We start from the raw sequence: 26178 nt of genomic DNA on the forward strand, positions 1-26178 counted from the left end.
CTTTCAGAAGGTGCGCCGGGCGTCCGGCTTCGGGGTGGTTGTGGTCGAGGTGCGGCCGTGGGCGCGTGCGGCGGCCGCTCGGATGCGCCGGGCGACGTCCGCGGCGGGCTCGGGCAGTGGCCTGGTGCGCAGCGTGAAGGGCGGGGCTTCTGCCGAGCGGACGACCAGGCGGGCCGCGGCCTGGTAGGCGTCGAGGTTGGCCAGGTCGTGCGCGGTCAGGAAGGGCGTGAAGTGGTGCTCTACCTCGCGGGCGTCCTCGGGGGACAGCGAGAAGTAGATCTTGTTGCGGGCATCGGAGGAGATGGCCTGGCGCAGTTGCCGGGGGAGTTGGGCCAGGTGCTGGTGGGCCAGGGTGAGGGAGACGCGGTAGGCGCGGGCCTCGGCGAGCATGTCGGACAGCGCGTGCGGCAGCGTGAGGAAGTTGTGGCACTCGTCCACGAAGAGCGCGGCGGGGCTGCGCGTGTGGCCGGACTTGGCGCGGCGGGAGGCGGCCTGCCACATCTGGGCGAGGATCATCGAGCCGAGCAGGCGGGCGGAGTCGTCCCCGAGGACGCCTTTGGGCAGTCGGACGAGAAGGACCCCCCCGTCGAGGACCTCGCCGAGGTCGAACGTCGAGCTGGTGGATCCGATCACGTCGCGGACGAAGGGGCGCAGCAGGAAGGCCCGGAGCTTGTTCATGATGGGGGCGGTGACATGGGCCTGGGCTGATTCCGACAGGGCGCCGTACCAGGCCCAGAACCCGCGCAGCAGCGGGTCGTCGAGGGTGGCGATGTGCCGCTGGCGGAAGGTCTTGTCGGACAGCAGGGTCGGGATGTCGGCGAGGGTGCCGTTGTTGCGGGCCAGGGTGAGGGCACAGCCGCGCAGGATGTCGTCGGTGCGCGGGCCCCAGTAGTCGGCGTAGATCTGGTGGAAGATGCCGACCAGGTTGTCCACGCCCATGGCCAGGTCGGGGCCGCCCAGGACGTTGAGGGAGGGCCGGGCGTGCCGGTCGTCGGGATCGATCAGCACGACCTTGTCGGCCGCCTCCTCCGGCATGAGGCCGAGGAGGTCGCGGACGAGGTCGCCTTTGGCCTCGATGACCACCACGCCGCGACCGGCCTCGACGTCGGAGAGGATCATCTGGGCCAGCAGGGTGGACTTGCCGGTGCCGTTCGGCCCCATCACATGGACGTGGTGGAAGGAGTCGCCGACCCGCAGGGCGACCGGACGGTCGTGGCCGGCGTCGGAGAATCCGAGCACCTTGGCGTGAGCTCCGCCGTGCGAGACCTTCGGGGACGGCGCTACGGTGTTGGCTCCCGCGCGCTGGAGCCCGGGCACCGCGGCGTCCAGGGGGAGGTGGGCGATCGCCGACAGTTCAGGGACCGACAGCAGGTAGCCGCGGCTCATCCGCCGTGACGCCAGGCGGCCGGCGGGCCGGAACAGCCGTCGTCGTTCCAGCCGGTTGTATCCGCTGAAGAGGGCGAACGCCGAGGCGAGTGCGTGGGCGCGCCCGCGGATGGCGTTCTGCCGGATCTGGCGTGCGACTTTCACGTTCGCCATGTCAGCGGTGGTGGGCTCATCGGCCTGGACGGCGTAGCGGATCGCGACTTCGTAGCGGGAGTGGTGGGCCTTGTCTCTGATGGCTCGTGCCTCGGCTGTCTCTTCCAAGCCGTCGACACGATCGGCTGCGGGCTGGCGCAGGTGGCGTGGTCCGGGGACCGCGAGGTCGAGAAGGGCTCTGATCAACCGGGCCACGGCACCGCCGCAGGCGTTGGTGAGGCGGCTGCCGGTGGCCGGGCGGGCGAGGATCTGTACGCAGGCGTGCTGCCAGCCCGGCATGCCGACGGCTGCGCCGATGAGGGCGCGTAGCGGGTCGGTGCGGTGATCGTGCCGGGTCGGTAGCCGCTCGGCACGGGCCAGGACGAGTTGCCCGCCGCTCGTGTAGCCGTCTCGGGGCACGGGCGGTTCAGCCCGATGAATGGTGGTGCGGGAGGAGGGCCAGGCGGCTTCGATCGCGTGCTCGACGAGGTACTGCGGGATCGAGCCGGGCACCCACAGGCTGATCCGCACGCCCCCGACGCCGAAGACGTACTCGAAGGCGAGGTGCGGCTGCCCGAACACCAGCCGCTTCCACGACGGCCTGAGCAGGCCGATCAGGTTGTTCCAGAGGGCCTCGGCGCCCGGCATGTTGGCCACCGGCGGCGCGAGGATCTCCACGCATCGCGCACCTCGTACGAGGCTGCGGTGCCGCAGCCGTATCGCGCATGCGCGCACCAGAACTGCAAGCACCTCGGCGCCGAACAGCACCGCGATCAGTTGCCAGACGTGGGCGGCCAGCCAGTCGAGCACCCAGGTCAGGACCGCGTCCGGGTCCTGGAGGAGGTCGTAGATCACAGCTCGTCCTCCGCGTAGTCCAGCTCGGCCAGCTCCTGCGGCGACGATGTGACCAGCGCGTGCTCACGAGCACTGGAGATCACCTGAAGCGGGCAGCGCTGCCCGCTCGTTCCGGCAGTGAGCAGGCCGGTCCCCTTTTCCGCGGACAGGAGCAGCTGTCGTTCGCCGTCCGAGAGCCGGAACGCCTCGGTGACCGTGTCGATCGCCTGTGGGGCCTGGCGGAGCAGGATCTGGGTGGTGGAGTTGGCGACGATGGCCTGGCCGAGTTCGGAGCCGAGCAGGTCGGCGGCGTCCTGGGTCACGACGGACAGGCCGGCCCAGTACTTGCGGGCGGATTTGGCCATGCGGAGCAGGAATCGGGCTCCTTCGGGGATTTTCATCAGCAGCCAGGCCTCGTCGACCACGACCAGGCGGGGGCGCCGGTTGTGGGGGTCGGAGACGCGCCGCCAGATCGCGTCCAAGGTCAGGAGGGTGCCGACGGCTTTGAGTTCGTCGGGCAGGTCACGCAGCGAGAAGACGATCAGGTGGGAGTCGGGGCGGGTGGTGGTGGGGCCGTCGAACAGCTGGCGGTGGCTGCCGGAGACGTACGGTGCCAGCCCGGCGGCCAGCTCCTTTGCTTGAGGATCGGTGTCCTCGGCCAGAGTCGCCGCCAGGTCGCTCAGGAGCGGGGGGCGGCGCTTCCAGGTGTGGGCGGCGGTGGTGATCCCGGCCTGCCGGTAGGTGGTGAGGATGGCGCGGTCGAGGGCCGCCTTGCCGGTGTTGGTGAGCGGTTCGCCGAGCATGACCGCGATCAGCGTGTGCAGGAACAGCGCTCGGCGGGTGAGCGGGTCTTCGCCTCGTTGGTTCTTGGGCGGCAGGTCGAGCGGGTTGAGACGGACCTTGGGCGCGCCGAGGTGGACGTAGGCACCGCCCACCGCGTGCGCGAGGCGGGCGTACTCGTCCTCGGGGTCGATGACGGCCACTTCGATGCCCGCGTACAGCGAGCGCAGCGCCTCCAGCTTGGTCAGGTAGCTCTTGCCGCTGCCGGAGCGGGCCAGGATGACGGAGTTGTGGTTGTCCTGGGCGAACCGGTCCCACGCCACCAGGGAGGCGCTGGCCATGTTCGCGCCGTACAGCACGGCGGTGGGGCCGAGTTCGGCGGTCAGGTCGGGGCTGGTGAAGGGGAACGCCGCGGCCAGGGCGGAGGTGTCGAACGTGCGCCGCATGGCGAGGTTGTCGTAGGCGAAGGGCAGCGAGGACACCCAGCCCTGCAGCTGGCGGAAGGTGACCTGGCGGGCGTCCAGCAGGAGGGAGGCGGCCAGCGCCCGAACCTGGGCACAGGCGTCATCGAGCTCTGTGGCGGATCTGGCGTGGACGGTGAGGTAGATCGAGGCGCGAAAGAGCTTGGCCTGGCCTCGGGCGATGCGTGCGGCCAGATCTTGGGCGTCCTCGGCGGCGGCTTCAGCGCCCGGGTCCAGGAGCCGGCCATGGTCTTGGTCGGAGCGCAGGCCCGATTCCAGCCGGGCCAGCTGCTTGCGCAGCCGGTCCGTTGCCACGAGCGAGGGGACGGGCTCGATGTGCAGCGACACGTCGAGCCGGCCGGGGTAGGTGAGCAGTGGTTCCAGCCAGCCGGGAGCGACCTCGCGCGGGTATCCGGTGATGGCCAGCGTCGCGCACAGGCTTTCCCCGACCCGCACGTGCCGAGGTTGGATGTCCACAGCCTGTGGACCGAACCCGCTGGATGGCGTAGTGGTGCGGCGGATCTTCACCAGGTGCCTCCTGTCGTGATGACCTCGCCGGGCAGGGCGATGTCGTCGTCGGGCAAAGGTGGGGCTGAGGGGTCGAAGCAGGAGGCCAGCAGCGCGGCGACGGCGCGGGCGTCCAGGAGCCGGGCGGTGAGCCCGCAGGAGCCGAGCACCCGGGAGGCCTCGTCCAGGCGGCGCAGCGCTCGCGCGGCGGCCGCGTCACGGCCGTGAGCGCCCACGGAGGGTTCGCGGATGATCAGCAGGACCTGGCGGCGCAGCAGGTCATGGCGGGCGGACAGTTCGCCGAGGAAGGCCGCGTGTTCCAGGGCGGCGGAGGCGAGCGCGGGATGCGGGAGTTGCCGGGCGTTGTCCTGCAGGGTGGCGATCGTCTCGGACAGGTCGACGCGTTCGGCCCTGACCAGGATCTGGGCGGGGCCGGACAGCGAGTTGAGCCAGCGGCCGAAGACCGCGGCCAGCGCGTCTTGTTCGTCCGGGGTGCGCAGGGCGAAGCTGACGGTGGAGACCTCGGCCACGGCGGCGACACCGTCCGGTCCGAGGTCGACCAGGCCGTCTCCGGCGACGCCGCGGGCGGGCAGCTTGAGCGGAGCGGGCGGCCGTTGGGTGTTGGCCGCCATCCAGGCAGGTGGCATGGGGATGTCCTCGAAGGAAGAGACCAGGTGCTTGGGGGAGCGCTGGTGGCGAAGGGCCGCCAGCACGTAGCGGTCGAGGGGGATGCCGTCGTGCCGGCCGATGGCCAGCAGGATCGCGCCGACGGTCACGGGCAGCGCTACCGCGGCACAGACCAGGAGCGGCACGTGATCACCGACGGCTGCGTAGGCGGCGTAGAGGATGGCCCCGGTTCCGGCCAGGATGAGCACCTGCCGGGCGGTGAACGAGCCGATGATCTTGTCGGGGGTTTCGACGTCGGCGGGAATCAGCACTGGTTGCTGCCAGGTCACCGTTGTTCACCCCCACGGCGTCGCGGACGGCGACCTCGACCGCTCGCCGAACCGCCGCCACGTGCCGGTGGCGCCGGCTTGGTATCGGGCGGAACCCATGCCGTCGGAGCGGCAGGCGGCAACGGGGTCGCCATGGCCCGACTGGTGGAAGGGACGGGACGCGCGGGGATTCCCGCCTTGGGCGCAGCGGACGGACCCGGTGGCGTCCATCGCTGGGCTGGGTTCGACCAGCGCTGGTAGGCCTGGGGAGTGGCGGAGGTGCCCCACGCGATTGGGGCGTGCGGATCGGGCGGCATCCAGCGACGCTTGGCAGACTGCCAGCGCGGCTGAGGCCCCGACGCGGTGGCTCTGGCGGCACCCCCCTGCGCGACGACGCCTGAACTACCTACAGCCCGGGTGCCACGCCCGGCCGCAGTGGCAGCGGTGACCGCAGTAGCGGCAGCCGTACCGGCAGGGCCTCCGGCAACGGCAGGCAGTACTTTGCCGACCAGCGTGGAGGCAACCGCGCCCTTGGCGGCAGCGGCAGGCTTGCCGCCACGCCTGCCCCTGCCGAGGTGCAGGGCGTTCAGGACGGGGGAGGTGAGCTTGTACGCCAGGGCGTACTTGAAGATCCGGACGATCGTGCTCCTGCTGCCGCCGGCCTGAGCGAAGATACGGCGGGAGATCCAGCCGGGGATGCGGACCAGGATGATCAGCAGGCAGAGCGCCAGGACGAGGTTGACCAGCTGTCCGGTGGGGGCGATGCCGAGAAGGAATCTGCCGTCCTGGTTGAAGAAGACCCGTACGGCGATCACAAGGGTGAGCGACTGGGCGATCTGGATGACCAGGAGACCGCTGAAGGCCCGCCACCAGAACCGGGCCAGCCCGTCGGTCTGGGGGAGCGCGTGGCAGGCCAGCGCCATGGGCGCGGCGACCACCAGGAGCAGCACCAGCGCCGACCGCATCACGAAGCTGATCAGCAGCATGATCAGCAAAACGATTGCGACGAGTTCGAGCAGGATGTAGAAGATCTGGCTGTTGCTGGGCGGCAGGATGAGCATCCGCAGGTGTGCCGCCGCCCGCTCGGCATCGAAGTCCTGCCCCAAGATCGCCTGGGACAGGGCGTTGGCGGTCTCGACGACTTTTCCGCAGATCAGGAAGCTGGTATTGGTGGCCAGGATGGCCATCGCCAGGCGCGGCAGGACCTCCTTGACCGCGTACCGGGTCTGCACGGTCTGGTGCCCCATCGCGGTGATGGCGCCGATCGTGGCCAGCAGGACGAAGGCGGTGTTGGCGATGGCGGCAGTGGCCTTCCACAGGTCGAAGACCCGGCCGCTGCCGGTCACGTGCGGCGTGGCCAGCAGCGTCACCGCGAGCACGTCGAGAAGCGGCTTGATGGCGGAGGCGGCCAGGGTGGCGAACCAGGAGTTGATCTGCTTGGTGATCCAGTCCCCGAAGCCGAAGCTCATGCCGGGCAGGGACGGCAGTTCCGGGGGAGGAGAGGGGGCCGGGTCCGCGCACGCGGTGCCGGCGGCGACTCCGAGTGCGGCCGTGGCAACAGCGGCAATGACCAGGCCGCGCGCCGTTGCCGTCATGGCAGGTGGGGAGGTCATCGTGGTCACCCGCCGCCGACGATGCGCTTGAGCACGCTGACGAACAGCGGCGCCAGCACGGCGAGGCCGTAGCCGAACGCTGCCGCCTTGAGTGCCGCCTTGGCTTTCTGGACCTCGCCCGGATCGCCGCCCGCCACCAGGTAGCGCAGGCCGCCGATGGTGAGCATGAGCGTTGCCAGCGCGGCGAGCAGGCCGATGAGCCAGTTCCGCAGATTGTCGAAGACCGTGTTGAGATCACCCGGAACCGCGGCAGCGCGTAGTGACGTGAAGGAGAACGATCCGGAATCGGCCAGCACGGCGGCAGCCGTGGCGGCGAGGACGATGGCAACTGTTGCCGCCACGAGCGCCCCGCGAAGTAGGGGGCGCCAGCGGCATCGCCGTGGTGAGCGAAGGTTCCGCGCGGAGCCGGTGAGGGTGCCCCAGCCTCCCTTCTGGTCGGTGGTGATGGGCTTCGGATCTGAGGTGATCCGGCTCCACGCGGAGATCTTGGGACGGTGCACCACCCGTCCGGGATTGCGGGAGGTGATCGCGAGGGACATTGCCGGCTCGGCCTCTCCTGCCAGAACGGCATCAGCCAAAAGCGACCGGCACCGTTTCATTGCCGCTTCCGGGGGCAGCCCCGGCACGGCAGCGGCAGCGGCCAACGTGTGACCTTCCAGCCGCGTGAGCGCGAGCGGCTTGGCGTTCGACTCAGGGACGACGTTCTTGCCGACCGCGTCGGCCAGGATGAGATCCGGGTGTTGCCACGGCGCGGCAGCCTCCCTCGAGGCGTTTTCCGGCATGTGCCGGGCAGCTTCCGCCTCGGCGTTCCGGCGGGCTCGCTCGCCGGCTCTCCCAGCGGCGGCGCACATCCGGGGCAAGATGTTGGGCCGGTCGATGTCGATGTCCTTCACCGTCGCGATGAAGGCGGCCAGGACCGCGGCATGGATGTCCGCGCGCTCTTCAGCGGCGTGGTAGAGGCACAGACGGCCGCCGATGCGGCGCAACGCCGGAACAGCCGTTCCGACCGCTGCCGCCAGCCACTGCGGGCCGTCTCGCCGGGCCCGGATCACGAGCTCGCGCCAGACGATGTCGCGGGTGGCACCGAGCAGCGTGTTCGAGGTCAGCAGCTCGCGAAGCTCCGCCAGCGGAACCTGGCGCCGAGGCAGCTCGTGAGAGAGAGCCGTGCCATCCAGAGCCAGGCCGCCGGGAGCGTACGCAAGGAGTTGGAAGACGTGCTCGGCGACGTCGAGCGGCGAGTGGTCCGTGACGGCGGTTTCGCGAAGGTCGGTACTCATCGGGTTGCTCCCCTGCGAGAGGAATTTCGGTCTCGCAACCCGGTGTAGGAGGCGCCTCTGGCGAGCCTCGTGCGGCCATCGTCGGCGGGTTCAGGCCACAGCCGCGCCCGTGGGCGGCCAAAGATCAGCTTCGGCATCCGGCCAGATGCGCCAGAGGAGCGCCTGAGATCAGCACAGCGTACGCCGACAACCCCAGCGCGTGATCTTGAAGGATCTCATGGGCGCAAGATCGAGCCCTACATCATGAGTAGAGCGGCGCTCAAGGTCAACATGCCCGAACAGACGGTCGCCGAAGCTCCGCCAGCTCTCCGCCAAGGGTGCTTGCTGGAGTGGGGAACGCGTTACCCGTTCCCGGGAGCGCTGCGGATCTGAGGCCCGCCCCAACCGGCGATGACCACGTTCATCACCGTCCCACCCGCCACCGGCGCGACGGCACGTCCGTGCCCACCAAGGCACGTGCCCGACAACACGCACAAGATCTCAAGAACACGATCAGACCAGCCCACTCCTACCGCCCCCCCGAATTCCGGCGATGACGGTCCCGTCCAATCGCCCCCTGCCAAGAGCGGCGCAGCCGACGCCCCAGGCCGGCTGATCATCGTACCGATCCCCCTGCGCACCGCCCGGGCGTTCATCGCCTGGTCCCATCGCCACCTGTTGCCTCCGCAGGGAGCCAAGTACGCCATCGGGGTCACCACCGAAGACGGCACCCTCGTCGGCGTCGTCACCGCGGGACGCCCCGTATCGCGCGTCCTCGATGACGGCCTCACCATCGAAGTCACCCGTCTGGCCACCGACAGCACGCCCAACGCCTGCTCAGCCCTGCTCGGCGCCGCCTGGCGCGCGGCCAAGGCCATGGGCTACCGCCGCCTGATCACCTACACCCGCGCCGACGAACCCGGCACCAGCCTGCACGCCGCCGGACTTCACCGCGTCGCCGACCACGCCGCCCGCCACGGCTGGGACACCCCCAGCCGACCGCACGCATCCCACGGTGCTGACGGCGTCGCCCGCGTCCTGTGGGAGATCACCGCAGGCGCACCCCGACACTGCGGCGGGGCCAAATGAGCCCCTTCCTCGGCCCGTGGATCGGCTCCCTCTGCACCGGCTACGGCGGTCTGGACATGGCCGTCATGGACGTCTACGGCGCCAGGGCAGCCTGGTGTGCGGACAACGACCCCCACGTAGGCAAGATCCTCGACAAGCGCTACCCGACCGTTCCCAACCTCGGCGACCTGACCGCCGTGGACTGGAAGGGTGTACCCCGCGTGGACATCGTCACCGCGGGTTTCCCCTGCCAGGACATCAGCTATGCCGGCCGCCACGCCGGGATGAGAAAGGACACCCGCAGTGGACTGTGCTTCACCATCGTCGACGCCCTTCGCGTACTACAGCCCGGCCTCGTCATCGTGGAAAACGTGGCCGCCCTGCGCAGCCGCGGACTCGACCGCGTACTCGGGAACCTGGCCCTGCTCGGGTACCACACGGCATGGACATGCCTACGCGCCAGCGACGTCGGTGCCCCGCACCGCCGCGAACGCCTCTTCCTTCTTGCTGCCCACCCCGAACGCACGCGACTCGCACAGCGCGGCCAGCCCGCAGAGCAGGAAGGCCGGCGGCCACCAGCTGAACCTGCCGGATGTGGCCTGCGGCTACCTGCTTCCAACCCCGGCAGCGTGCAATCCCAACGACGGGGAGGACCCTCAGACCTGGCTCAACCGACGAGCCCGCCAGCAGCCACGACGGGCGATGCCACTGGCCATCGCGATCAAACTGCTGCCGACGCCGCGGGCCAGCGACAGCGGGACTCCGGGCCGCCAGCCGAGCCCGGGCTTTCGACCACCGCTGTCTGCGGTCCTGCTACCGACCCCGAAGGCCTCAGACGGGACCAAGGGCTCCCAGTGGCAGACCGACTCTCGGGGGCATCCGACGCTGCCGGGAATCGCCGGCCGGATTGGGGCATCTACGAGCCTGCCGTCCGCCGATGGGAAGCCGTCTTCGGCTGGCCCGCCCCGGATCCGACCGAACTCGGCACCCGAGGGCAACCCCGCCTGTCCGCCCGGTTCGTCGAATGGATGATGGGCCTGCCCTCAGGCTGGGTCACCGACATCGACATCCCCCGCACCGCCCAAATGCGTGCCCTGGGAAATGGCGTCATCCCCCAGCAGGCGAAGCGTGCCCTTGGCCTGCTGATTGATCTCGCTGGACAACATGGGGAGGGTGAACAATGAGTCCGCTCACGCTCGCGGAGGTGACGGCTCTGCCTGCCGTGGTTCCTCTCCTCACAGCGGCCAGGGCCTTGGGCCTAAGCCGCAACACTGCCTACCGTCTCGTCAACCGCGGCGACTTCCCATGTCGCGTGATCAAAGCGGGTGACACGTACCGCGTGCCGACCCTGGAGCTGCTCGTGCTGATAGGCGCGGACAGAGCCACTCTCGATGCGGTCCTGGGAACCAACGCAATCAAGTAGTCATTTGACGGGAGGACCCGAGCTCCGTGCAGGAGCCGGGTCCTCCTTCAGTACTGCGTGGACGCCGCACTCGGCTCCGGCGTGATGATGACGCCTGTGCAGGAAAGTCTCGACGCTCATCCTACGGATGGGCCGGTGCAAGATCGATGCCGTGGGCGAGCTACACGCGAGGCTTGGCGAGGGCACGCTCACCATCACCCTCATCGCTGATCCCAATGGCGTTCCCAACCTGGACGAAGTCGTGGTTGACCTGCGTGACGTCGCCGAGATCGCCGCTTGCGATGCCGAGCCGGTCTTGTAGCTTCTCGGCCCAACGACGTGTTTACCTGCAGCTCGTAGGCGGCGCTTCTCCAGCGGATGTCCGAAGGTCATTTGTTGTCATTGTGCAGATCATCAGATTAGCGGATGTACGGCTCGAACATCTTTGCGCTTAGGCCACTGCCGTATGCCTTAAGCTATTCCGTACCACCAGTACCAAAGCTTCTCTATGTGTCTGAGTTTGGAAGTGGATAGCCAGCGGTGTACATCTCCGAGATCGAAGTCGAGAACTTTCGTTCCTGTGTTTCCGTGCGTGTCCCTCTGAGAAGAGACATCACGGTCCTGAGCGGCGAAAACAACGCTGGAAAGACCGCGATCATGGACGCCTTGCGGTACTTGACTGAGCCCCTCGACGGGCATCGGCCGACTGGGCTGGACAATCGCGACACGTTTCGCACCGCAGCCGAAGACGGGCTTCGGCTGAAGGCGCGCTTGGGCGACATCTCGACCAGCCAGGCAGGAACTTATATCCAAGGCCTCCTTGAGGGTGTTTCGGAAGGTGGTACACGAACCGCTTCGTGGTCGCTGAAATACACTCCTGCGCCACTTGCCCGACGACGTGGCAGAACGCTCTGGTTCGTGGGCGCGAACAGGGAGATCGGCGGTGAGCCGGAGTTTCGCCATGCCGTCCGGCATGTCCACATGCCCGCGCTTCGTGATGCCGTCCGGGAACTCGGCGAAGGCGGCAGCACAAGATTGCGCGTCATTCTGGAGGCACTGCTCGGAAGCAAAGACGCCGTGGCGGAGTTCGTGGAGCGGATCCATAGACAGTTGGCGCAGGTCACCGAAGACGATGCCCTGACCGGCCTGCGTGATCACGTTGTCAAGCCGTTGGGCGAGATAACTGCCGGCGCCCACAGACAACGGACGGAGCTTCTGCCGAGCGACTCCAGCCTGTCGTCGATAACCCGGTCGCTTCGCATGATGCTCGGAGACGCGGCGGCCACCGAACTCGATCCCGTGCGTTCCTCAGGGCTCGGGTACGCGAACATCCTGTACATCGCGACCGTACTGACGGAGTTGGAGACGGCCCGTGAGTCCGACCTCACCGTGCTGCTCGTGGAGGAGCCCGAGGCGCATCTTCACCCTCAACTCCAGACCCTGCTGCTGCGGTACTTGAAGCGCCGCGCCCAGGAATCGCGGAAGCACGAACCCCCCGATCCCACAGCCCCGGCGGGCCATATCCAGGTGATCATCAGTACCCACTCGCCCGTGCTCTCCGCAGCGGTGAGCGTCGAGGACATCGTGGTCATGACACGGCACAAGCGGCAGGGAGGCCAAGAGTGGGAGAGCCGGGCGGTGCCGATCGCCCGGCTCGGCCTGAAGGCCAAACAGGTCCGTGAGCTGGACCGCTACCTCGACATCACGAAAAACACCCTGCTCTATGGACCGCGGGCATTGCTGGTCGAAGGGATGTCCGAAGCGCTGCTGCTTCCAGCGATCGCCGAGCTGGTGCTCGATCCCATGCAGCACGAGGAGCCTGGGGAAAGGGAACGTGCCAAAGAGGCCATTGAGCGCTTTCACGGCACCACGCTGGCGCTTGTCGACGGAGTCAACTTCGACCCCTACCTCCAGGTACTGATCACCTCCGTCAGCGGCGCTCGTGTGGCACGCAGGGTGGCCGTCATCACTGATACGGACCTACCGCCGGGGGGTGGCGAGCCGAAGCGGATAAAAGACGCGAAGGATCTGGCAGCCAAGCACGGCATGACCGAGTTCGCCGTCTTCGCCGGCGCACCGACGCTGGAGCCGGAGCTGATGCGAACGGGAAACGAGGAACTGCTTCGCACGGCATTCCTCGAGTGTGCGTCGAAATCTCAACACCGCTGGGACCGGGTGATGGGAGACGAAGATCGACCGGCGGCCTTCACGGCCTTGTTCGAGCGCGACGCCGAGGGGACGAAAATCTCCAAGCCCGAATTCGCGCATGCCCTCGCGAATCTCCTTGTCCCCGGATGCGGGTTCATCGTCCCGCCATACCTCGCTGATGCGGTGAGGTTCATTTCGGCGCCCGACGCGATGGAGGCTGGCGTCAAGTGAGCCCAGAGGACAAAGAGGGGGCGGAAGCTCAGCAGCGGTCGGCCGTCTCCGCTCTGGCGCCGCTGTACGTCCCAGCATGCCCGGGCTCAGGCAAGACGCACGTGATCGTCGCTCGCCACCTTGCGCAGCCTGCCGGCCACTTCCGCCAGGCACGTGCCCTGATCTCGTTCACGCGGACCGCCCGGAACCAGATAGGAGAACGGTGTCGAGCTGAAGGTCGGGCCGAGCTGGCGGCCTTTCCGAATTTCATCGGGACCATGGACTCTTTCCTATGGGAGTTCCTCGTACGCCCGTACCTTTCAGCCGATCGTCAGTGGCAGCTGGTCGACACGTGGACGGCGATTGGTGTTGAGGTCAAGCTCGACCGAACCGTGGCTTTGGCCGAGTTCCCTTTCGTTGTGGATCCTGACGATGTTCGGGAACACGTCTCGCAGAAGCGTCTCAGCGAGAACAACCGTGGTCTGATCAGCAGCAGCAAATACCCGTGGAAAACGTGGGTGGGCGCTGTCTGGAAAGAGCGTGACCGACTCGTTGACCAGGGATATCTCAGCTGCCATGAGAGCCGGCTTTATGCGCTCAGGCATCTCACCACTCGCGCGTCTGAGGTTCTGGGGCCGCTGAGGTCACGCTTCAGTGAGGTCATGGTGGACGAGGTCCAGGACTGCTCCGTCGTCGAACTCGCCATTCTTGGGCTTCTTCACGACGCGGGACTGAAGTTCACTCTGGTCGGTGATCCCGACCAGATGATCTACGAATGGCGTGATGCCGACCGCCAGCGCCTGGACGAGTTCACGGCGAAGTTCGACAACAAGATCGAACTTACGGGCAACAGGCGTAGCACTCCTACCATCTGTGCGCTGGCGGCGACCTTGCGCTCGGGCAGCCGTTCGCCTGACATCTCGGTCGCCGGGCATGATGATGATCTGCCCGTTCTCCTCATTCCCGCCGTCTTCAAGAAGAAGGCCGTAGCCGAGTGTGTCGGTTCGGGAAGCGACGTGCTCGAGGTTTTCTGCGAGCAGGCGACGACACGTGCTGACATTCTCCCCGAAAACTGCCTCATCACGGCACGGAACAGGGAAACGCTGCCGATCATGCCGTCGCAGCGCGGCGCGAACCGGATCACACGCCTTGCAAGGGCCTGGGAGCTGGTGAACTCTGGGAGAGGTAGCGCGGCGGACATTGAGCAGGCGTGCCGCGCCGCTGCTTCGACACTCCTCGGGTACTGGTATCCGGACGTCTCGGGCAGTGTGGAGGCCATCGGCAGAAAGCAGCACCTCCAGGTCCGAGACCTGCTCAGGCAAGGCTATGCCTTCCTCGCAGCTCTCACCCAACCGCATGCGCACTGGAACAACGACGTCAACACGCTGATCAAAAGCTGGTCCCGGCCCGCGAGCGCTGTGCCGAGGGCCACCAAGGGGCTGTTCAGAGGCGGCCCTACGAGTGTGGTGAGCACGGCCGCGGTCGATCCCCGTCCGCGAATCGACATCGTCCACCAGATCAAGGGTGACGCCGCAGATGCCGTTCTGCTCTTGCTGCCCGACGCCGGAGTGGGAGCTCGATGGCGAGACGGCGACCCAGCCCATGACGAGGAACTGCGCATCCTCTATGTGGCGGTGACCCGTGCTCGCCGGCTTCTGGGTCTGGCCGTGTCAGAGGAGGAGTTGGACGTTATCCGTACCCTCCTGACGGCCGCTCGTGTTCCTTATCATGTGATCGGTCCGGCAGAGTCCCTCATGTTGAGCAGCGGCAGAAACGAATAGCGATCGGGCCGTAGAGAGAACCGGGCCGGGGCGATGCTGCTGCCCGGTTATTAGCACCCGTGGTGGGCGATGCGGCGATGGCCCTCGGTGACGCGATCTTGATCGTCAGCGCCCAATGGCCCGGTCACGGGTCACCACCACCACAACCCACCGAACCACACAAACCGATCCAATCCCGCGACGGCTGCATCCTGAAGTCTCATCCGCTGCGCTGCGGCGCCCCGCAACATGCCGTCATGGTTGGCAAGATAGATCTGAGCGTCGTTGTCCACGGCCGACTGCACTGAACCATCGTGCTGAGTGGTCGGCCGGGTGCGCAACGGCTGCCCGCATGCTTCGGGAGCTTGTTCCACATCGGTTATCGCCTTCACAGCCCGCTCACGGCTTCGAGGCGCTAGCGGCCAGCTACTGCTTGTAGAGGCAAATTTCGCTCGCAACCAGAAGTCTCGTGGTAAGGCGCTTCGTCTGAACACGTCCCCCAACTGCTCACTCTACAGAGCTGTGATCAAGGTGCCCAGGGAAACCCGTTTGAACCCGTCAGTGACCCCGGGCGGCGTTCATACGGACGGTCAAATGACGGTCAAATGATCAAGGGCCCAGTTCTCGATCTTGAGAACCAGGCCCTCACCTCGGGAAACCTGTCGGGGTGGCGGGATTTGAACCCACGACCTCTTCGTCCCGAACGAAGCGCGCTGCCAAGCTGCGCTACACCCCGGCGCACGCCGTCCCGCACGTGCTTGGAAAAGTCTAGCGGACTCCCAAGGTGCTTGTGACCGCCTTTATCGCCGGGGAACCAGGGTCAGCAGTGTCGCCTCAGGGAAGCAGGCGAAGCGGGCCGGGGCGTACGGTGAGGTGCCGAGGCCGGCGGACACGTGGAGCCAGGCGCTGTCGTGGCGGTTCAGGCCCTTCACCCTGGCCCGGTCGATGCCGCAATTGGTGACCAGGGCGCCGTAGAACGGGATGCAGAGCTGGCCCCCGTGCGTGTGGCCGGCCAGCAGGAGCTGGTAGCCGTCCGCGGCGAAGCGGGTCATGTTGCGGGGCTCGGGCGAGTGCATGACGCCCAGCCGGAGGTCGGCGTCCGCCGGTGCGGGGCCCGCCACGAGGTCGTAGCGGTCGCGGGAGATGTGGGAGTCGTGGATGCCCGCCACCGCCACGTCCAGGTCGCCCACCTTGATGCGGGCCGTGGTGTTGTTCATGTCGAGCCAGCCCTCGGCCGCCATGCCCGCCCCCAGCTCCTCCCACGGCAGGGTGGGGACGTGCTGGCGGCGTTCGTTCTTGGACGTGCGCCACAGGTAGCGGGCCGGGTTTTTCGGCTGGGGGGCGTAGAGGTCGTTGGAGCCGTAGACGAACAGGCCCGGGCGGGACAGCAGGGGCTCCAGGGCGTACAGGAGCGAGGGGACGGCCTCCGGGTGGGCGATCGAGTCGCCGGTGTTGACCACCAGGTCGGGATTGAGGGCTCCCAGGGAGCGGACCCAGTTGATCAGCATCGTCCGGCGCGGAGTCAGGTGCAGGTCCGACAGGTGGAGTACGCGTACCGGACGCTGGCCGCGCGCCAGCACGGGCACGTCGAAGCGGCGCAGGCGGAACCAGTTGCGCTCCACCACGGAGGCGTAACCCAGCCCGGCCAGGCCGAGACCGAGCATGGACAGTGGCACTGCGACGGCTTTCCTCACGTACTCATGATGCCCGAGATCCGGCACGAGGCGACCCGCGGTCCGCGCAGACGGCAAGATGGAGCGCATGAGCGCATTGAAGGACAAGCTGAAGGCCGATCTGACGGCCTCGCTGAAGAGCCGGGACGAGGTACGTCTCCGGACGGTTCGCATGGCACTGGCCGCGGTGAACGTCGAGGAGGTCGCCGGCAAGGCGGCCAGGGAGCTGACCGACGACGAGATCATCAAAGTCCTGACCAAGGAGGCCAAGAAGCGGCGCGAGGCGGCCGAGGCGTTCGGGAACGCGGGCCGGGCCGAGCAGGCGCAGGCTGAGCTGGACGAGCAGGCGGTGCTGGAGGAGTATCTGCCGGCGCAGCTCTCCGATGAGGAGCTGGCAAAGCTCGTCGACGCCGCCATCGCCGAGACCGGCGCCGCGGGCCCGCAGGCCATGGGCCAGGTCATGAAGGTCGTCAACCCGAAGGTGGCCGGTCGGGCCGAGGGCGGCCGGGTCGCCGCCGCCGTTCGCGCAAGGCTGACGAACCAGGCGTAGGCGACCCGCGGGGCCTCCTCCCGAACGAGGAGGCCTCAGCGGCCGGGAGTGATGGGTCCCACGGCGCCGTTGCCGCCGCGCCCGTTCCCAGGCCCGTCCCCGCCGGGCCCGCGCCCGTCAGGCCCGCCGCCCGGGTCGAAGATGCCGAACGGGTCCCCGTCCCCATGCGGCCTCTCCTCGTCCTTCTTCTTGGGCGGCTTGGGCGCGCAGTTTTCGGTGCACCCGCCGAACCGCGACCGGTCCACCGGCGTGAACTCGGTGGGCTCGATCCCCTTCAAGGCGTCGATCATGGAGTCTTTCCAGATCCGCCCGGAAATGGATGCCCCGTACACGTACGGGTAGTACTGCCCCCCGATCGTGATGCCGATCAGCTCGTGGTCCTTGGTGCCGCGCGGGTCGCCCAGGCTCACGGCGGAGGCCAGATTGGGCGTGTAACCGGCGAACCAGGCCGACATGTAGTTGTCCGTCGTGCCCGTCTTGCCGGCCGCGTCCCGGCCGATGCCGCCCACCTCGCGCATCGTGCCCTTGGTGAACACGCCGGACAGGATGCCGCTGACCGCGTCGGCGACCTCCTCCTCCAGCACCTGCGAGCACTTGGGTTTGTACTGCTTGGCCTTGCCGTTCCGGTCCGTGATCTCGGTGATCGCCAGCGGCCTGCACCATTGCCCGCGCGCGGCGAACGTGGCGTACGCGCTGGCGATCGTCACCGGATCGACCTCGTTGACCCCCAGCGTGAAGGTCTCGACCTCCGACAGCTTCTGCCCGTCGGCCCGCTTGACCCCGAGCTTCTTGGCCATCTTGACCACGCTGCAGAGCCCGACCTTCTCCTCCAGCCTGACGAAGAACGTGTTCACCGACCCCCACGTGCCGGTCTCCAGGGTCTTGAAACCGGCTCCACTCTCGCTGGAGTTACGCACGGTGTGCGACGGATCCCCGACGTTCTCGCCCTTGCAGTTCTTGAACGAGCTGTAGCCACTGGCGGTGTAGCCCGCCGGAGCGGGGAGGCCGTCGCCGTATTTGAGGCCCTCCTCCAGCGCCGTGGCCAGCGTGTAGACCTTGGCCGTCGAGCCCTGCTGGAACCCGCGCCCGCCACCGTGCGCCGCGTCGGCCACGATGTTGTAGCTCATCTCGTTCTTCTTCTTGCTCCCGCCGAACTTCCGGGAGGCGGCCATCGCCTTGATCTCGCCGGTGCCGGGAACGACGATGGCCTGCGAGGCCACGGGCTTGTCCTTGGTGCTGACGTAGTCCTTGATCGCCTTCTCGGCGGCCGCCTGCATCTTGCGGTCGATCGTGGTCTTGATCTTCAGACCGCCCCGCTGGAGCAACTTCCTGCGCTCGTCCGGGTTCTTGCCGAACTCCTCGTTGTTGAGGATCTCGTACTGGACATAGAGGCAGAAGTACGGATATTTGCTGGCCTCGCAGCCGCCGGGCACCTTCGTGTCCTTGTATCCGAGCTTCTTCGCCTTGGCCTCGGCCGCCTCCTGCACTGTGATCTTGCGGAGCTCGGCCATCCTGTCGAGCACGATGTTGCGCCGCTCCATCAGCCGCGCGCGGGACTCGGGGCCGACGTTGGGGTCGGTCCTGGCGGGGTTTTGCACGGCGCCGGCCAGCGTGGCCGCCTCGACGAGGGTGAGCTCGGAGGCGGACTTGCCGAAGAAGCGCTTGGCCGCGGCCTGGACGCCGTGGGCGCCCGCGCCGAAGTAGGCGATGTTCAGATATTTCTCGAGGATCTGCGCCTTGGAGTATTTCTTCTCGATCGCCATCGCATAGCGCAGCTCGGCCAGCTTGCGCGAGACCGTGGGGGCGATGGCCGCCTGCTGGTCCTCAGCCGTCTCGGCCTTGTTGACCAGAACCTGCTTCACGTACTGCTGCGTGATGGACGAGCCACCCTGCATCACGCCGCCGCTGGAGAAATTCTTCAGCAGAGCTCTGGCCGTTCCCTCCACGTCGATCGGCCCGTGCTGGTAGAAACGGAAGTCCTCGATCGAGATCAGCGCGGTCTGCATGATCGGGGCGACCTGGTCGAGGCGCACGGACTGGCGGTTCTCGAAGTAGAACTGCGCGATCTGCTTGCCGTCGGCGTCGACCAGTTCGGTCCGCTCTGGCAGAGGGGGTTCGTCGAGGTCCTCGGGCTTGAGGTTGAGGCCCTCCATAGCGCCCTTCGCCGACACTCCGGCCCCGCCGACCGCGGGCAAGGCCACAGCGGCCGCGAGCACCCCAGCCGCCGCTCCGGCGATGACCAGACGGAGGACGTTGAGGATGGGGTTGGAGCGATCTTTGCGCTGCGCTTGCACGAGACCAAGAGTACGTCGAAAGACTGACCGAATCGGTAGCACGACACCATTTCGCCTTGACTGGCGGGGGTGACTAGTCATTCCCGGTCAAGACCGCCGCGAGAATTTGGTCCTCTGGGGTCTGTCGGCCCGAACGTCTAGTTGCGTACGTTCTCCTCTGCGGCAACTGAATACGGAGGCTCGGCGCCCGCGCCCGTCGGCCCCAAATGACGACTGACCACCTAAGGGGAGTGGGGTCGAACAATGTGGATCACGGATTGGACCTCCCGTGCCGCCTGTAAGGGTGCGGATCCGGATGCCCTGTTCGTGCAGGGCGCCGCGCAGAACAGAGCGAAGCTCATCTGCCGGGGTTGCCCGGTCCGCACCGAATGCCTCGCCGATGCGCTGGACAATCGCATCGAGTTCGGGGTGTGGGGCGGCATGACCGAACGCGAACGACGTGCGCTGCTTCGACGGCGGCCTGACGTGGACTCGTGGCGCGAGCTGCTCGAGTCGGCCAAGGAAGAGTACGAACGAACGAACGAGCTGATCGCGGGCTGACCCTAGGCCCGCGAGTGAGTACGGCCGGCGCCGTCTGCCGGCCGTACTTTCATGCGCTCGCCAGCAAGTCCCCGATCTGCCGCAGACCCGTGAGATCGTGGACGTCCTCGGACATGGCGCGGACCCGCACCACGGGCACCGTGGGGTGGGCCGAGGAGAAGTGCTCCTGCTCGCGGCTCTCGCGGGCCTTGAGCTGCATTCGCCCGGCGTGCAGCCGCAGCACGGCGGCGGTCAGCTCGTGCTCGCCCCTGGACTCCAGGTCCTCCGCGGCGGCGGCGCTGCGGGCCGCTGAGAGCACCGAGGCGGGCGACATGTGCACCCGGTTGACCACGAGCCCGGCCAGCGGCATGCGCTCCTCTGCGAGCCGCTCGACGAAGTAGGACGCCTCGCGCATCGCGTCGCGCTCCGGCGCGGCCACCACGAGGAAGGCCGTGCCGGGGGCCTGCAACAGCTGGTACGTCATCTCCGCCCGCTGCCTGAACCCACCGAAGACGGCGTCGAGCGCGGACACGAACGTCTGCAGGTCCTTGATCACCTGCGCGCCGAGCAGCTTGGTCAGCGCCCCGGCCATCAGCCCGAACCCGGCGTTGAGCAGCCGGAACGCGCTGCGCCCCCCGGCCTTGGCCGGGGCGGTCAGCAGCCTGATGACCCGGCCGTCGAGGAAACGCCCGAGCCGCTCGGGGGCGTCGAGGAAGTCGAGCGCGGACCGCGAGGGCGGCGTGTCCACGATGATCAGGTCCCACTCGTCCGAGCGGCGGAGCTGGCCCAGCTTCTCCATGGCCATGTATTCCTGCGTGCCGGAGAAGCTGGACGAAAGCGACTGGTAGAAGGGGTTCGACAGGATCTGGCGGGCCCGCACGGGATCGGCGTGCGCCTCGATGATCTCGTCGAACGTGCGCTTCATGTCGAGCATCATCGCGAACAGCTGGCCGCCGCCCTCGGGCGAGCTGACCAGGCGCGGCGTGTTGTCCAGCTCGGTGAGGCCCATCGACTGGGCCAGGCGCTTGGCGGGGTCCACGGTGAGCACGACCGCGTGCCTGCCGCGCTCGGCGGCCCGCAGCCCGAGCGCCGCCGCGGTCGTGGTCTTGCCCACCCCGCCCGCGCCGCAGCAGACGATGATCCTGGTGCCGGCGTCGTCGAGGATGGCGTCGATGTCGAGTGCGGAGGGCTTTTTCACGCTGCTCCCTGGGTGCGGATGCTCTCTGCCAGCTCGTACAGGCCGGCCAGGTCCACGCCGTCGGCCAGCAGCGGCAGATCGTAGCTCTTGAGCCCCGCTCCGCTCAGCGACTCGCGCTCGTCGCGCTCCAGCTCGGTGCGGTGGGCGTGCTCGATGATCTCCTCCGCGAGCGCCTCGGCCATCGTCGTGGCCTCGGCGCCGTCGGCCACTCCCGCCGCCTTGAGCCCCAGCACGAGCTCCCCGACGTCGAACCGGCCCTTGACAGCCGTGTCAAGGGCGGCCGGTGGGAGCAGTGACTCGCGCACCATGTTGATGAAGATCCCGCCGGTAGGCAGCCCGGCGGAACGCAGTTCGGCGATTCCGTCGAGCGTCTCCTGGACCGGCATCTCCTCCAGCAGCGTGACCAGATGCACCGCCGTTTCAGGAGATTTCACGACTCCGTTGACCAGCTCGGAGTGGTTCTTGATCGGCCCGACCTTGGCCAGGCCCGCCACCTCCTGGGTGACGTTCAGGAAGCGCGCGATGCGGCCCGTGGGCGGCGCGTCGAGCACGACCGCGTCGTAGACCCTGCGGCCGTTCCTGGCCCGCCTGCGTACGGCCTCGGTGGTCTTGCCCGTGACCAGCACGTCGCGGAAGCCGGGGGCGACGGTGGTGGCGAAGTCGACGATGCCCATCTTGGTCAGCGCCCGGCCGGCCCGGCGCATCCCGTAGAACATCTCCATGTACTCGAGCATGGCCTCCTCGGGATCGATGGCCAGCGCGTAGACGTCGCCGCCGGACGGCGCCACGGCGATCCTGCGCTCTTCGTACGGCAGCGGCGGGAGATCGAAGATCTGCGCGATGCCCTGCCTGCCCTCCACCTCGACCAGCAGCACCTTGCGGCCGCCGGCGGCCAGGGCGAGAGCGAGAGCGGCGGCCACGGTCGTCTTGCCCGTGCCGCCCTTGCCGGTGATGACGTGCAGCCGTACGCCGGCCCAATCCGTGTCCGGAGAGTCCACGTTTCGAGGCTACCGAACCGTCACTTGCCGGAAACCGGCGAGCACCGTTTGAGATTGCTCACACTATGGTGAGCCGCGTTCAGCGGTGCATCACAGGCTGCGGGTCACAGCGCCTACGCTGATCCCCATGAAGAAATGGGAGTACCTCACGGCCCCGGTGCTGATCCACAACACCAAGATGATCCTCGACAACTTCGGCGCCGACGGCTGGGAGCTGGTCCAGATCCTGCAGGGCGCCACGCCCGAGCAGCTCGTCGCCTACTTCAAGAGGGAGAAGCAGTGACCCCCGAGCAGAAGATCGCGGACCTAGGCCTGACGCTGCCCGAGGTGCCGGCGCCCGCGGGGGCCTACGTGCCCGCCGTGCGCACGGGCGACCTCGTCTACACCTCGGGCCAGCTGCCGTTCGTCGACGGCAAGCTGCCGAAGACCGGCAAGCTGGGCGCCGACCTGACCACCGAGGAGGGCGCGGAGCTGGCCCGCATATGCGCGCTCAACGCGCTGGCAGCGGTCAAGTCGGAGGTCGGCGACCTGGGGAAGGTGGTGCGCATCGTCAAGGTCGTGGTGTTCGTGGCCAGCGACCCCGCGTTCACCGAGCAGCCGAAGGTCGGCAACGGCGCGAGCGAGTTGCTCGCCGAGGTGCTGGGCGAGCCGGGCAGGCACGCGCGCAGCGCCGTGGGCGTCGCCACGCTCCCGCTGGACGCCCCCGTGGAGGTGGAGCTGATTGCCGAAGTTTCCTGATTGCCGGGATATGTCACGATAACCGAGTGGTGTTCTATGTGACCGGGACCGGATTTCCGCTTCCAGCCGAACTCGCCGCGCGGGCGCGGGACATTCTCGCCGGACGGGTCGAGCCGGTGCCCCCGCGGGACGCCGCCACGGTGGTGATCGTGCGAGAGGGGCCCGAGGTTTACCTGCTCCGGCGAAAGTCCACGATGGCCTTCGCGGCGGGCGCGTACGTCTTCCCCGGCGGTTCCGTGGACGCCCGCGACACCGACCAGGCGGTGGCCTGGGCCGGGCCGTCCCCCGCGGAGTGGGGCGCGGTCTTCCACGCGAGCGAGGAGGTCGCCCGGGGCCTGGTGTGCGCGGCCGTACGCGAGACGTTCGAGGAGTCCGGCGTGCTGCTGGCGGGGCCCGACCCCGAGTCCGTGGTCGCCGACACGACGGGGGACGACTGGGAGTCCGACCGGCTGGCCCTGATCGACCGGAGCCTGTCCTTCGCCGACTTCCTCGCCGGGCGCGGCCTGGTGCTCCGCTCCGACCTGCTCAAACCCTGGGCGCACTGGATCACGCCGGAGATCGAGCACAGACGCTTCGACACGCGGTTCTTCGCCGCGGTGCTCCCGGACGGTCAGCGCACCCGCGACGTGGGCGGCGAGGCCGACCAGGTCGCGTGGAAACGCCCCGCCGAGGCGCTCGACCTGGCACACCAGGGGGAGATCTTCCTGATGCCGCCCACGTACCACACGCTGAGCGAGCTGGCGGCCCACGACGACGTCCAATCCATCCTGAGCGAGCGGCGGGAGATCGTGGCCATCATGCCCAGGGCCGTGGAGATCGAGGGCGAGATGCGGCTGGTGGCCCCATGAGCGGGCTGTACATCCCGATCGGCACGCCCGACGGATCCCGTACCGAACACGCCGAGAACCTGCTCGCCCCCAACCCCTCGGCCATGACGCTCGACGGCACCAACACCTGGGTCATCGGCGAGAGCGACGTCGTGGTGGTCGATCCGGGGCCCGACGACGAGTCGCATCTGCGCCGCGTACAGGAACACCTGGGAGAGCGCCGCGTCACCGAGATCCTGCTCACCCACGGCCATTTCGACCACAGCGGCGGTGCCAGGCGCTTCGCCGGGATGGTGAACGCGCCCGTGCGGGCGCTCGACCCGCGCCACCGGCTCGGCGACGAGGGACTCGCCGACGGCGACGTGGTGACCGTGAACGGCCTGGAGATCCACGTGTACGGCACGCCAGGGCACTCCTTCGACTCCCTGTGCTTCTGGCTGCCGCAGGACAGGGCGATGCTGACCGGCGACACGGTGCTCGGCAGGGGCACCACGATCATCGCCCGCGACGGCGGCCTGGCCGACTATCTCCGCAGCCTCGACCGGCTCAGGGCGGCGGCGGAGAGCCTGGAGGCGCGGGCGCTGCTGCCGGGCCACGGCCCGGTGCTGCCCGACCCGATCGGCGCGCTCGACGGCTACATCGCGCACAGACGCGAGCGGCTCGACCAGATCAGGGCGGCCCGCGAGCAGGGCGCGCGCACGCCGCGCGAGATCGTCAAGATCGTGTACGCCGACGTCGACCGATCCCTCTGGCCGGCCGCCGAGATGTCGGTCCTGGCGCAGCTCGACTATCTGGACCGGTTGTAGAGCCGGTCCATGTCGAGGATGACCACGGCCTTGGCCTCGATCCGCAACCAGCCGCGCTGGGCGAAGTCGGCCAGCGCCTTGTTGACCGTCTCGCGCGAGGCGCCGACCAGCTGGGCCAGCTCCTCCTGCGTCAGGTCGTGGTGCACCCGCAGCCCGTCGTCGGTCTTGGTGCCGAACCGCTCGGCCAGGTCGAGCAGCTGCTTGGCCACCCGCCCGGGCACGTCGGTGAAGACCAGGTCGGCCAGCACGTCGTTGGTGCGGCGCAGCCGCTGCGCGAGCGCGCGCAGCAGGTGCAGGGCCACCTCGGGCCGGCCGGTCAGCCAGGGCCGCAGGTCGTCGTGGCCGAGCCCGGCCAGCCGCACGTCGGTCAGCGCGGTCGCCGTGGCCGTGCGCGGCCGCGGATCGAACAGCGACAACTCCCCGAACATCTCGCTCGGCCCCAGCACGCTCAACAGGTTTTCCCGCCCGTCGGGCGAGGTGCGAGAGAGTTTGATCTTGCCTTCGAGCACGACGTAGAGCCGGTCGCCGGTCTCGTTCTCGTGGAAGAGCGTCTGCCCCTTGGACAGCTGGACCTCCGTGATGCTCGTACGCAGCGCCGCGGCGCTCTCGCGGTCCAGCGCGGCGAACAGGGGGGCCTTGCCCAGCACATCTTCGGTGTTCACTCTGCCTCCTCTGCTGCCAATTGTGACTCACCCCACTCCGGGCGGCACACACAGGTTATGGGAATGCCAGAGTGTTCTGGTCTCGCCTGATGAGTCGCATCTTGCTGGAAAGTTACCCGACGCGCCTATTGACCCCTGACAGCAGGCCGTCTACAGAGGCCATCGCCGCCGCCACGGACTGTCCGAGCAGGACGCGGAGCACGTCCACGGCTCGCGGGCGCGCGGCGGGGTCGGGACGCCGGCACTGCTCGACCGCCAACCTCAGCGCGGGCGGCAGGGCCGTCGCATCGCCGTCCTTCGCGCCGGTCGCCGCGAAGACCACCAGGTCGGCCCAGGCCCGTACGTCGTCCGCCGCCGCGCCCTCGTCCCGGATCTCGGAGGTCTGCCAGCCGATGAGCACCTGGCCCTGGGAGCCCAGCGCCACGCTCTCCTGGCTGAGCCCCACCCCGGCGGTGCCGCGCGCGTGCAGCTTGACCATGGCCGCCATGCAGCTCACGGCGAGGTGGTGCAGCGCCTGGCCGCGCAGCGGCCCTCCGTGACGGACGAAGTACGCCAGAGACGCTCCCTGATCACCCATGTCCGGCCCCCTTCCACGCGCCAGGTTGTACGCGATCCGGGCCGTCCAGGGTTCAACAGTTCCCGGGAGCTTCTACGCTTGCGGCATGGCCACGAACGCGGCGGGGCGCAAGCCGGAGACCCAGCTCGCACTGGTACGGCGGGCGCGCAAGATGAACCGCATCCTCGCGGAGACCTACCCTGACGCCCATTGCGAGCTCGACTTCGGCAACCCGTTGGAGCTGCTGGTCGCGACCATCCTCTCCGCGCAGTGCACGGACAAGAGGGTCAACATGGTGACCCCCACGCTGTTCGCGAAATATCCGACGGTGGCTGACTACGCCGCCGCGGACCGGTCCGAGATGGAGGAGATCATCCGCTCGACCGGCTTCTTCCGTGCGAAGACCAACAGCATCATCGGCATGGCGCAGGCGGTGTGCGATCGCTACCGCGGCGAGATTCCCGGCAAGCTGAAAGACCTGGTCACGCTGCCCGGCGTGGGCCGCAAGACGGCCAACGTGGTGCTCGGCAACGCGTTCGGCGTGCCGGGGCTCACCGTCGACACCCACTTCCAGCGGCTGGTGCGCCGCTTCGGCTGGACCGAGGAGACCGATCCCGTCAAGATCGAGCACCTCGTGGGTGAGCTGTTGCCCAGGCGCGAGTGGACGATCTTCTCGCACCGGGTGATCTGGCACGGCCGCCGGATGTGCCATGCCCGCCGTCCCGCGTGCGGCGTGTGCCCGCTGGCCGCGCTCTGCCCCTCGTACGGCACCGGCCCCACCGGCACGGCCGAGGCCGCCAAGCTCGTCAGGCCCGGCCCGTTCTCGTGACCTTGGGAAGTCATCGGCGCCCCGGCGTGTTGGAGG

The 26178-nt window shown here is 68.3% G+C and carries 24 protein-coding genes and 1 tRNA gene; 13 read left to right on the forward strand and 12 right to left on the reverse strand.

The features are described 5' to 3' along the window. Positions 1–3: 3 nt before the first annotated feature. The 5 genes from ACFLIM_RS19755 to ACFLIM_RS19775 form a co-directional block, all read right to left on the reverse strand. Positions 4–2373, reverse strand: a complete 2370-nt coding sequence (locus tag ACFLIM_RS19755; protein ID WP_393167438.1) for a type IV secretory system conjugative DNA transfer family protein — start codon at positions 2371–2373, stop codon at positions 4–6. Then, on the reverse strand, positions 2370–4049 hold the full coding sequence (locus ACFLIM_RS19760; RefSeq protein ID WP_393167440.1) for a VirB4 family type IV secretion system protein: 1680 nt from the start codon (positions 4047–4049) through the stop codon (positions 2370–2372). Before ACFLIM_RS19760 ends, ACFLIM_RS19755 begins: the two co-directional genes overlap by 4 nt. Positions 4050–4117: 68 nt before the next feature. Beyond that, positions 4118–5056 carry a PrgI family protein gene (locus tag ACFLIM_RS19765; RefSeq protein WP_393167442.1) on the reverse strand — a complete coding sequence of 313 codons (939 nt, stop codon included), beginning with the start codon at positions 5054–5056 and terminating at the stop codon, positions 4118–4120. Next, on the reverse strand, positions 5053–6648 hold the full coding sequence (locus ACFLIM_RS19770) for a conjugal transfer protein TrbL family protein (protein WP_393167444.1): 1596 nt from the start codon (positions 6646–6648) through the stop codon (positions 5053–5055). The genes ACFLIM_RS19765 and ACFLIM_RS19770 overlap by 4 nt, the downstream gene beginning before the upstream one ends. A gap of 5 nt (positions 6649–6653) precedes the next feature. Further along, positions 6654–7925, reverse strand: coding sequence for a hypothetical protein (locus ACFLIM_RS19775; RefSeq protein WP_393167446.1), 1272 nt, complete (start codon positions 7923–7925; stop codon positions 6654–6656). A gap of 606 nt (positions 7926–8531) precedes the next feature. On the opposite strand from ACFLIM_RS19775, the gene ACFLIM_RS19780 reads away from it, so the two are divergent. The 6 genes from ACFLIM_RS19780 to ACFLIM_RS19805 all read left to right on the forward strand — a co-directional run bounded on the left by ACFLIM_RS19780 (position 8532) and on the right by ACFLIM_RS19805 (position 14513). Further along, positions 8532–8993 (forward strand): XF1762 family protein, encoded by a 462-nt coding sequence (locus tag ACFLIM_RS19780; RefSeq protein WP_393167825.1) that lies wholly within the window; start codon positions 8532–8534, stop codon positions 8991–8993. Beyond that, a complete protein-coding gene (gene dcm, locus ACFLIM_RS19785; protein ID WP_393167448.1) occupies positions 8990–10156 on the forward strand; it encodes a DNA cytosine methyltransferase in 1167 nt (388 codons plus the stop codon). Before ACFLIM_RS19780 ends, dcm begins: the two co-directional genes overlap by 4 nt. Further along, positions 10153–10395: a helix-turn-helix domain-containing protein gene (locus ACFLIM_RS19790; RefSeq protein ID WP_393167450.1), complete on the forward strand. Its 243-nt coding sequence runs from the start codon at positions 10153–10155 to the stop codon at positions 10393–10395. The genes dcm and ACFLIM_RS19790 overlap by 4 nt, the downstream gene beginning before the upstream one ends. 151 nt (positions 10396–10546) lie before the next feature. Further along, complete coding sequence (locus ACFLIM_RS19795) at positions 10547–10696, forward strand: hypothetical protein (protein ID WP_393167452.1); 150 nt, start codon at positions 10547–10549, stop codon at positions 10694–10696. A 218-nt stretch (positions 10697–10914) separates the two neighbouring features. After that, entirely contained in the window at positions 10915–12753 is a 1839-nt protein-coding gene (locus ACFLIM_RS19800) for an ATP-dependent nuclease (RefSeq protein WP_393167454.1), read from the forward strand. Further along, entirely contained in the window at positions 12750–14513 is a 1764-nt protein-coding gene (locus ACFLIM_RS19805) for a UvrD-helicase domain-containing protein (RefSeq protein WP_393167456.1), read from the forward strand. The genes ACFLIM_RS19800 and ACFLIM_RS19805 overlap by 4 nt, the downstream gene beginning before the upstream one ends. A 641-nt stretch (positions 14514–15154) precedes the next feature. On the opposite strand, the gene ACFLIM_RS19810 is transcribed toward ACFLIM_RS19805, so the two are convergent. After that, positions 15155–15228: transfer RNA gene (locus ACFLIM_RS19810), tRNA-Pro, on the reverse strand. Positions 15229–15292: 64 nt separating this feature from the next. After that, a complete protein-coding gene (locus ACFLIM_RS19815; RefSeq protein ID WP_393167827.1) occupies positions 15293–16156 on the reverse strand; it encodes a metallophosphoesterase in 864 nt (287 codons plus the stop codon). 97 nt (positions 16157–16253) lie between these two features. On the opposite strand from ACFLIM_RS19815, the gene ACFLIM_RS19820 reads away from it, so the two are divergent. After that, complete coding sequence (locus ACFLIM_RS19820) at positions 16254–16715, forward strand: GatB/YqeY domain-containing protein (protein WP_393167458.1); 462 nt, start codon at positions 16254–16256, stop codon at positions 16713–16715. A 35-nt stretch (positions 16716–16750) separates the two neighbouring features. On the opposite strand, the gene ACFLIM_RS19825 is transcribed toward ACFLIM_RS19820, so the two are convergent. Further along, complete coding sequence (locus tag ACFLIM_RS19825) at positions 16751–19009, reverse strand: transglycosylase domain-containing protein (protein ID WP_393167460.1); 2259 nt, start codon at positions 19007–19009, stop codon at positions 16751–16753. 243 nt (positions 19010–19252) lie between these two features. On the opposite strand from ACFLIM_RS19825, the gene ACFLIM_RS19830 reads away from it, so the two are divergent. After that, a complete protein-coding gene (locus tag ACFLIM_RS19830) occupies positions 19253–19549 on the forward strand; it encodes a WhiB family transcriptional regulator (RefSeq protein WP_020542548.1) in 297 nt (98 codons plus the stop codon). 49 nt (positions 19550–19598) lie between these two features. Here the strand turns inward: ACFLIM_RS19830 and ACFLIM_RS19835 are convergent, their stop codons facing one another. Next, positions 19599–20726 (reverse strand): ArsA family ATPase, encoded by a 1128-nt coding sequence (locus ACFLIM_RS19835; RefSeq protein ID WP_393167462.1) that lies wholly within the window; start codon positions 20724–20726, stop codon positions 19599–19601. Next, a complete protein-coding gene (locus ACFLIM_RS19840) occupies positions 20723–21724 on the reverse strand; it encodes an ArsA-related P-loop ATPase (RefSeq protein ID WP_393167464.1) in 1002 nt (333 codons plus the stop codon). The genes ACFLIM_RS19835 and ACFLIM_RS19840 overlap by 4 nt, the downstream gene beginning before the upstream one ends. Positions 21725–21851: 127 nt before the next feature. Here ACFLIM_RS19840 and ACFLIM_RS19845 point away from each other — a divergent pair, with 127 nt between their 5' ends. Genes ACFLIM_RS19845 through ACFLIM_RS19860 form a run of 4 tightly spaced genes read left to right on the forward strand, consistent with a single transcriptional unit; the run spans position 21852 to position 24095 of the window. After that, positions 21852–22007, forward strand: coding sequence for a hypothetical protein (locus tag ACFLIM_RS19845; protein WP_165959776.1), 156 nt, complete (start codon positions 21852–21854; stop codon positions 22005–22007). Continuing rightward, positions 22004–22462 (forward strand): RidA family protein, encoded by a 459-nt coding sequence (locus ACFLIM_RS19850; RefSeq protein ID WP_393167466.1) that lies wholly within the window; start codon positions 22004–22006, stop codon positions 22460–22462. Before ACFLIM_RS19845 ends, ACFLIM_RS19850 begins: the two co-directional genes overlap by 4 nt. A gap of 26 nt (positions 22463–22488) precedes the next feature. Beyond that, complete coding sequence (locus ACFLIM_RS19855) at positions 22489–23310, forward strand: NUDIX hydrolase (RefSeq protein ID WP_393167468.1); 822 nt, start codon at positions 22489–22491, stop codon at positions 23308–23310. Next, on the forward strand, positions 23307–24095 hold the full coding sequence (locus tag ACFLIM_RS19860; protein ID WP_393167470.1) for an MBL fold metallo-hydrolase: 789 nt from the start codon (positions 23307–23309) through the stop codon (positions 24093–24095). The genes ACFLIM_RS19855 and ACFLIM_RS19860 overlap by 4 nt, the downstream gene beginning before the upstream one ends. Here ACFLIM_RS19860 and ACFLIM_RS19865 read toward each other — a convergent pair. Then, positions 24077–24757 (reverse strand): Crp/Fnr family transcriptional regulator, encoded by a 681-nt coding sequence (locus tag ACFLIM_RS19865; protein WP_138690488.1) that lies wholly within the window; start codon positions 24755–24757, stop codon positions 24077–24079. The genes ACFLIM_RS19860 and ACFLIM_RS19865 overlap by 19 nt on opposite strands. Positions 24758–24869: 112 nt before the next feature. Then, the gene (locus tag ACFLIM_RS19870; RefSeq protein ID WP_393167472.1) at positions 24870–25334 is read right to left on the reverse strand and encodes a hypothetical protein; all 465 of its coding nucleotides are present in this window, start codon (positions 25332–25334) and stop codon (positions 24870–24872) included. A gap of 85 nt (positions 25335–25419) precedes the next feature. Between ACFLIM_RS19870 and nth the strand changes: the two genes are divergently transcribed. Further along, complete coding sequence (nth, locus tag ACFLIM_RS19875) at positions 25420–26142, forward strand: endonuclease III (RefSeq protein WP_393167474.1); 723 nt, start codon at positions 25420–25422, stop codon at positions 26140–26142. The last annotated feature ends 36 nt before the right edge of the window (positions 26143–26178 follow it).

Origin of the sequence: Nonomuraea marmarensis, from assembly GCF_043197025.1 — a bacterium.
Lineage (GTDB): Bacteria > Actinomycetota > Actinomycetes > Streptosporangiales > Streptosporangiaceae > Nonomuraea > Nonomuraea marmarensis.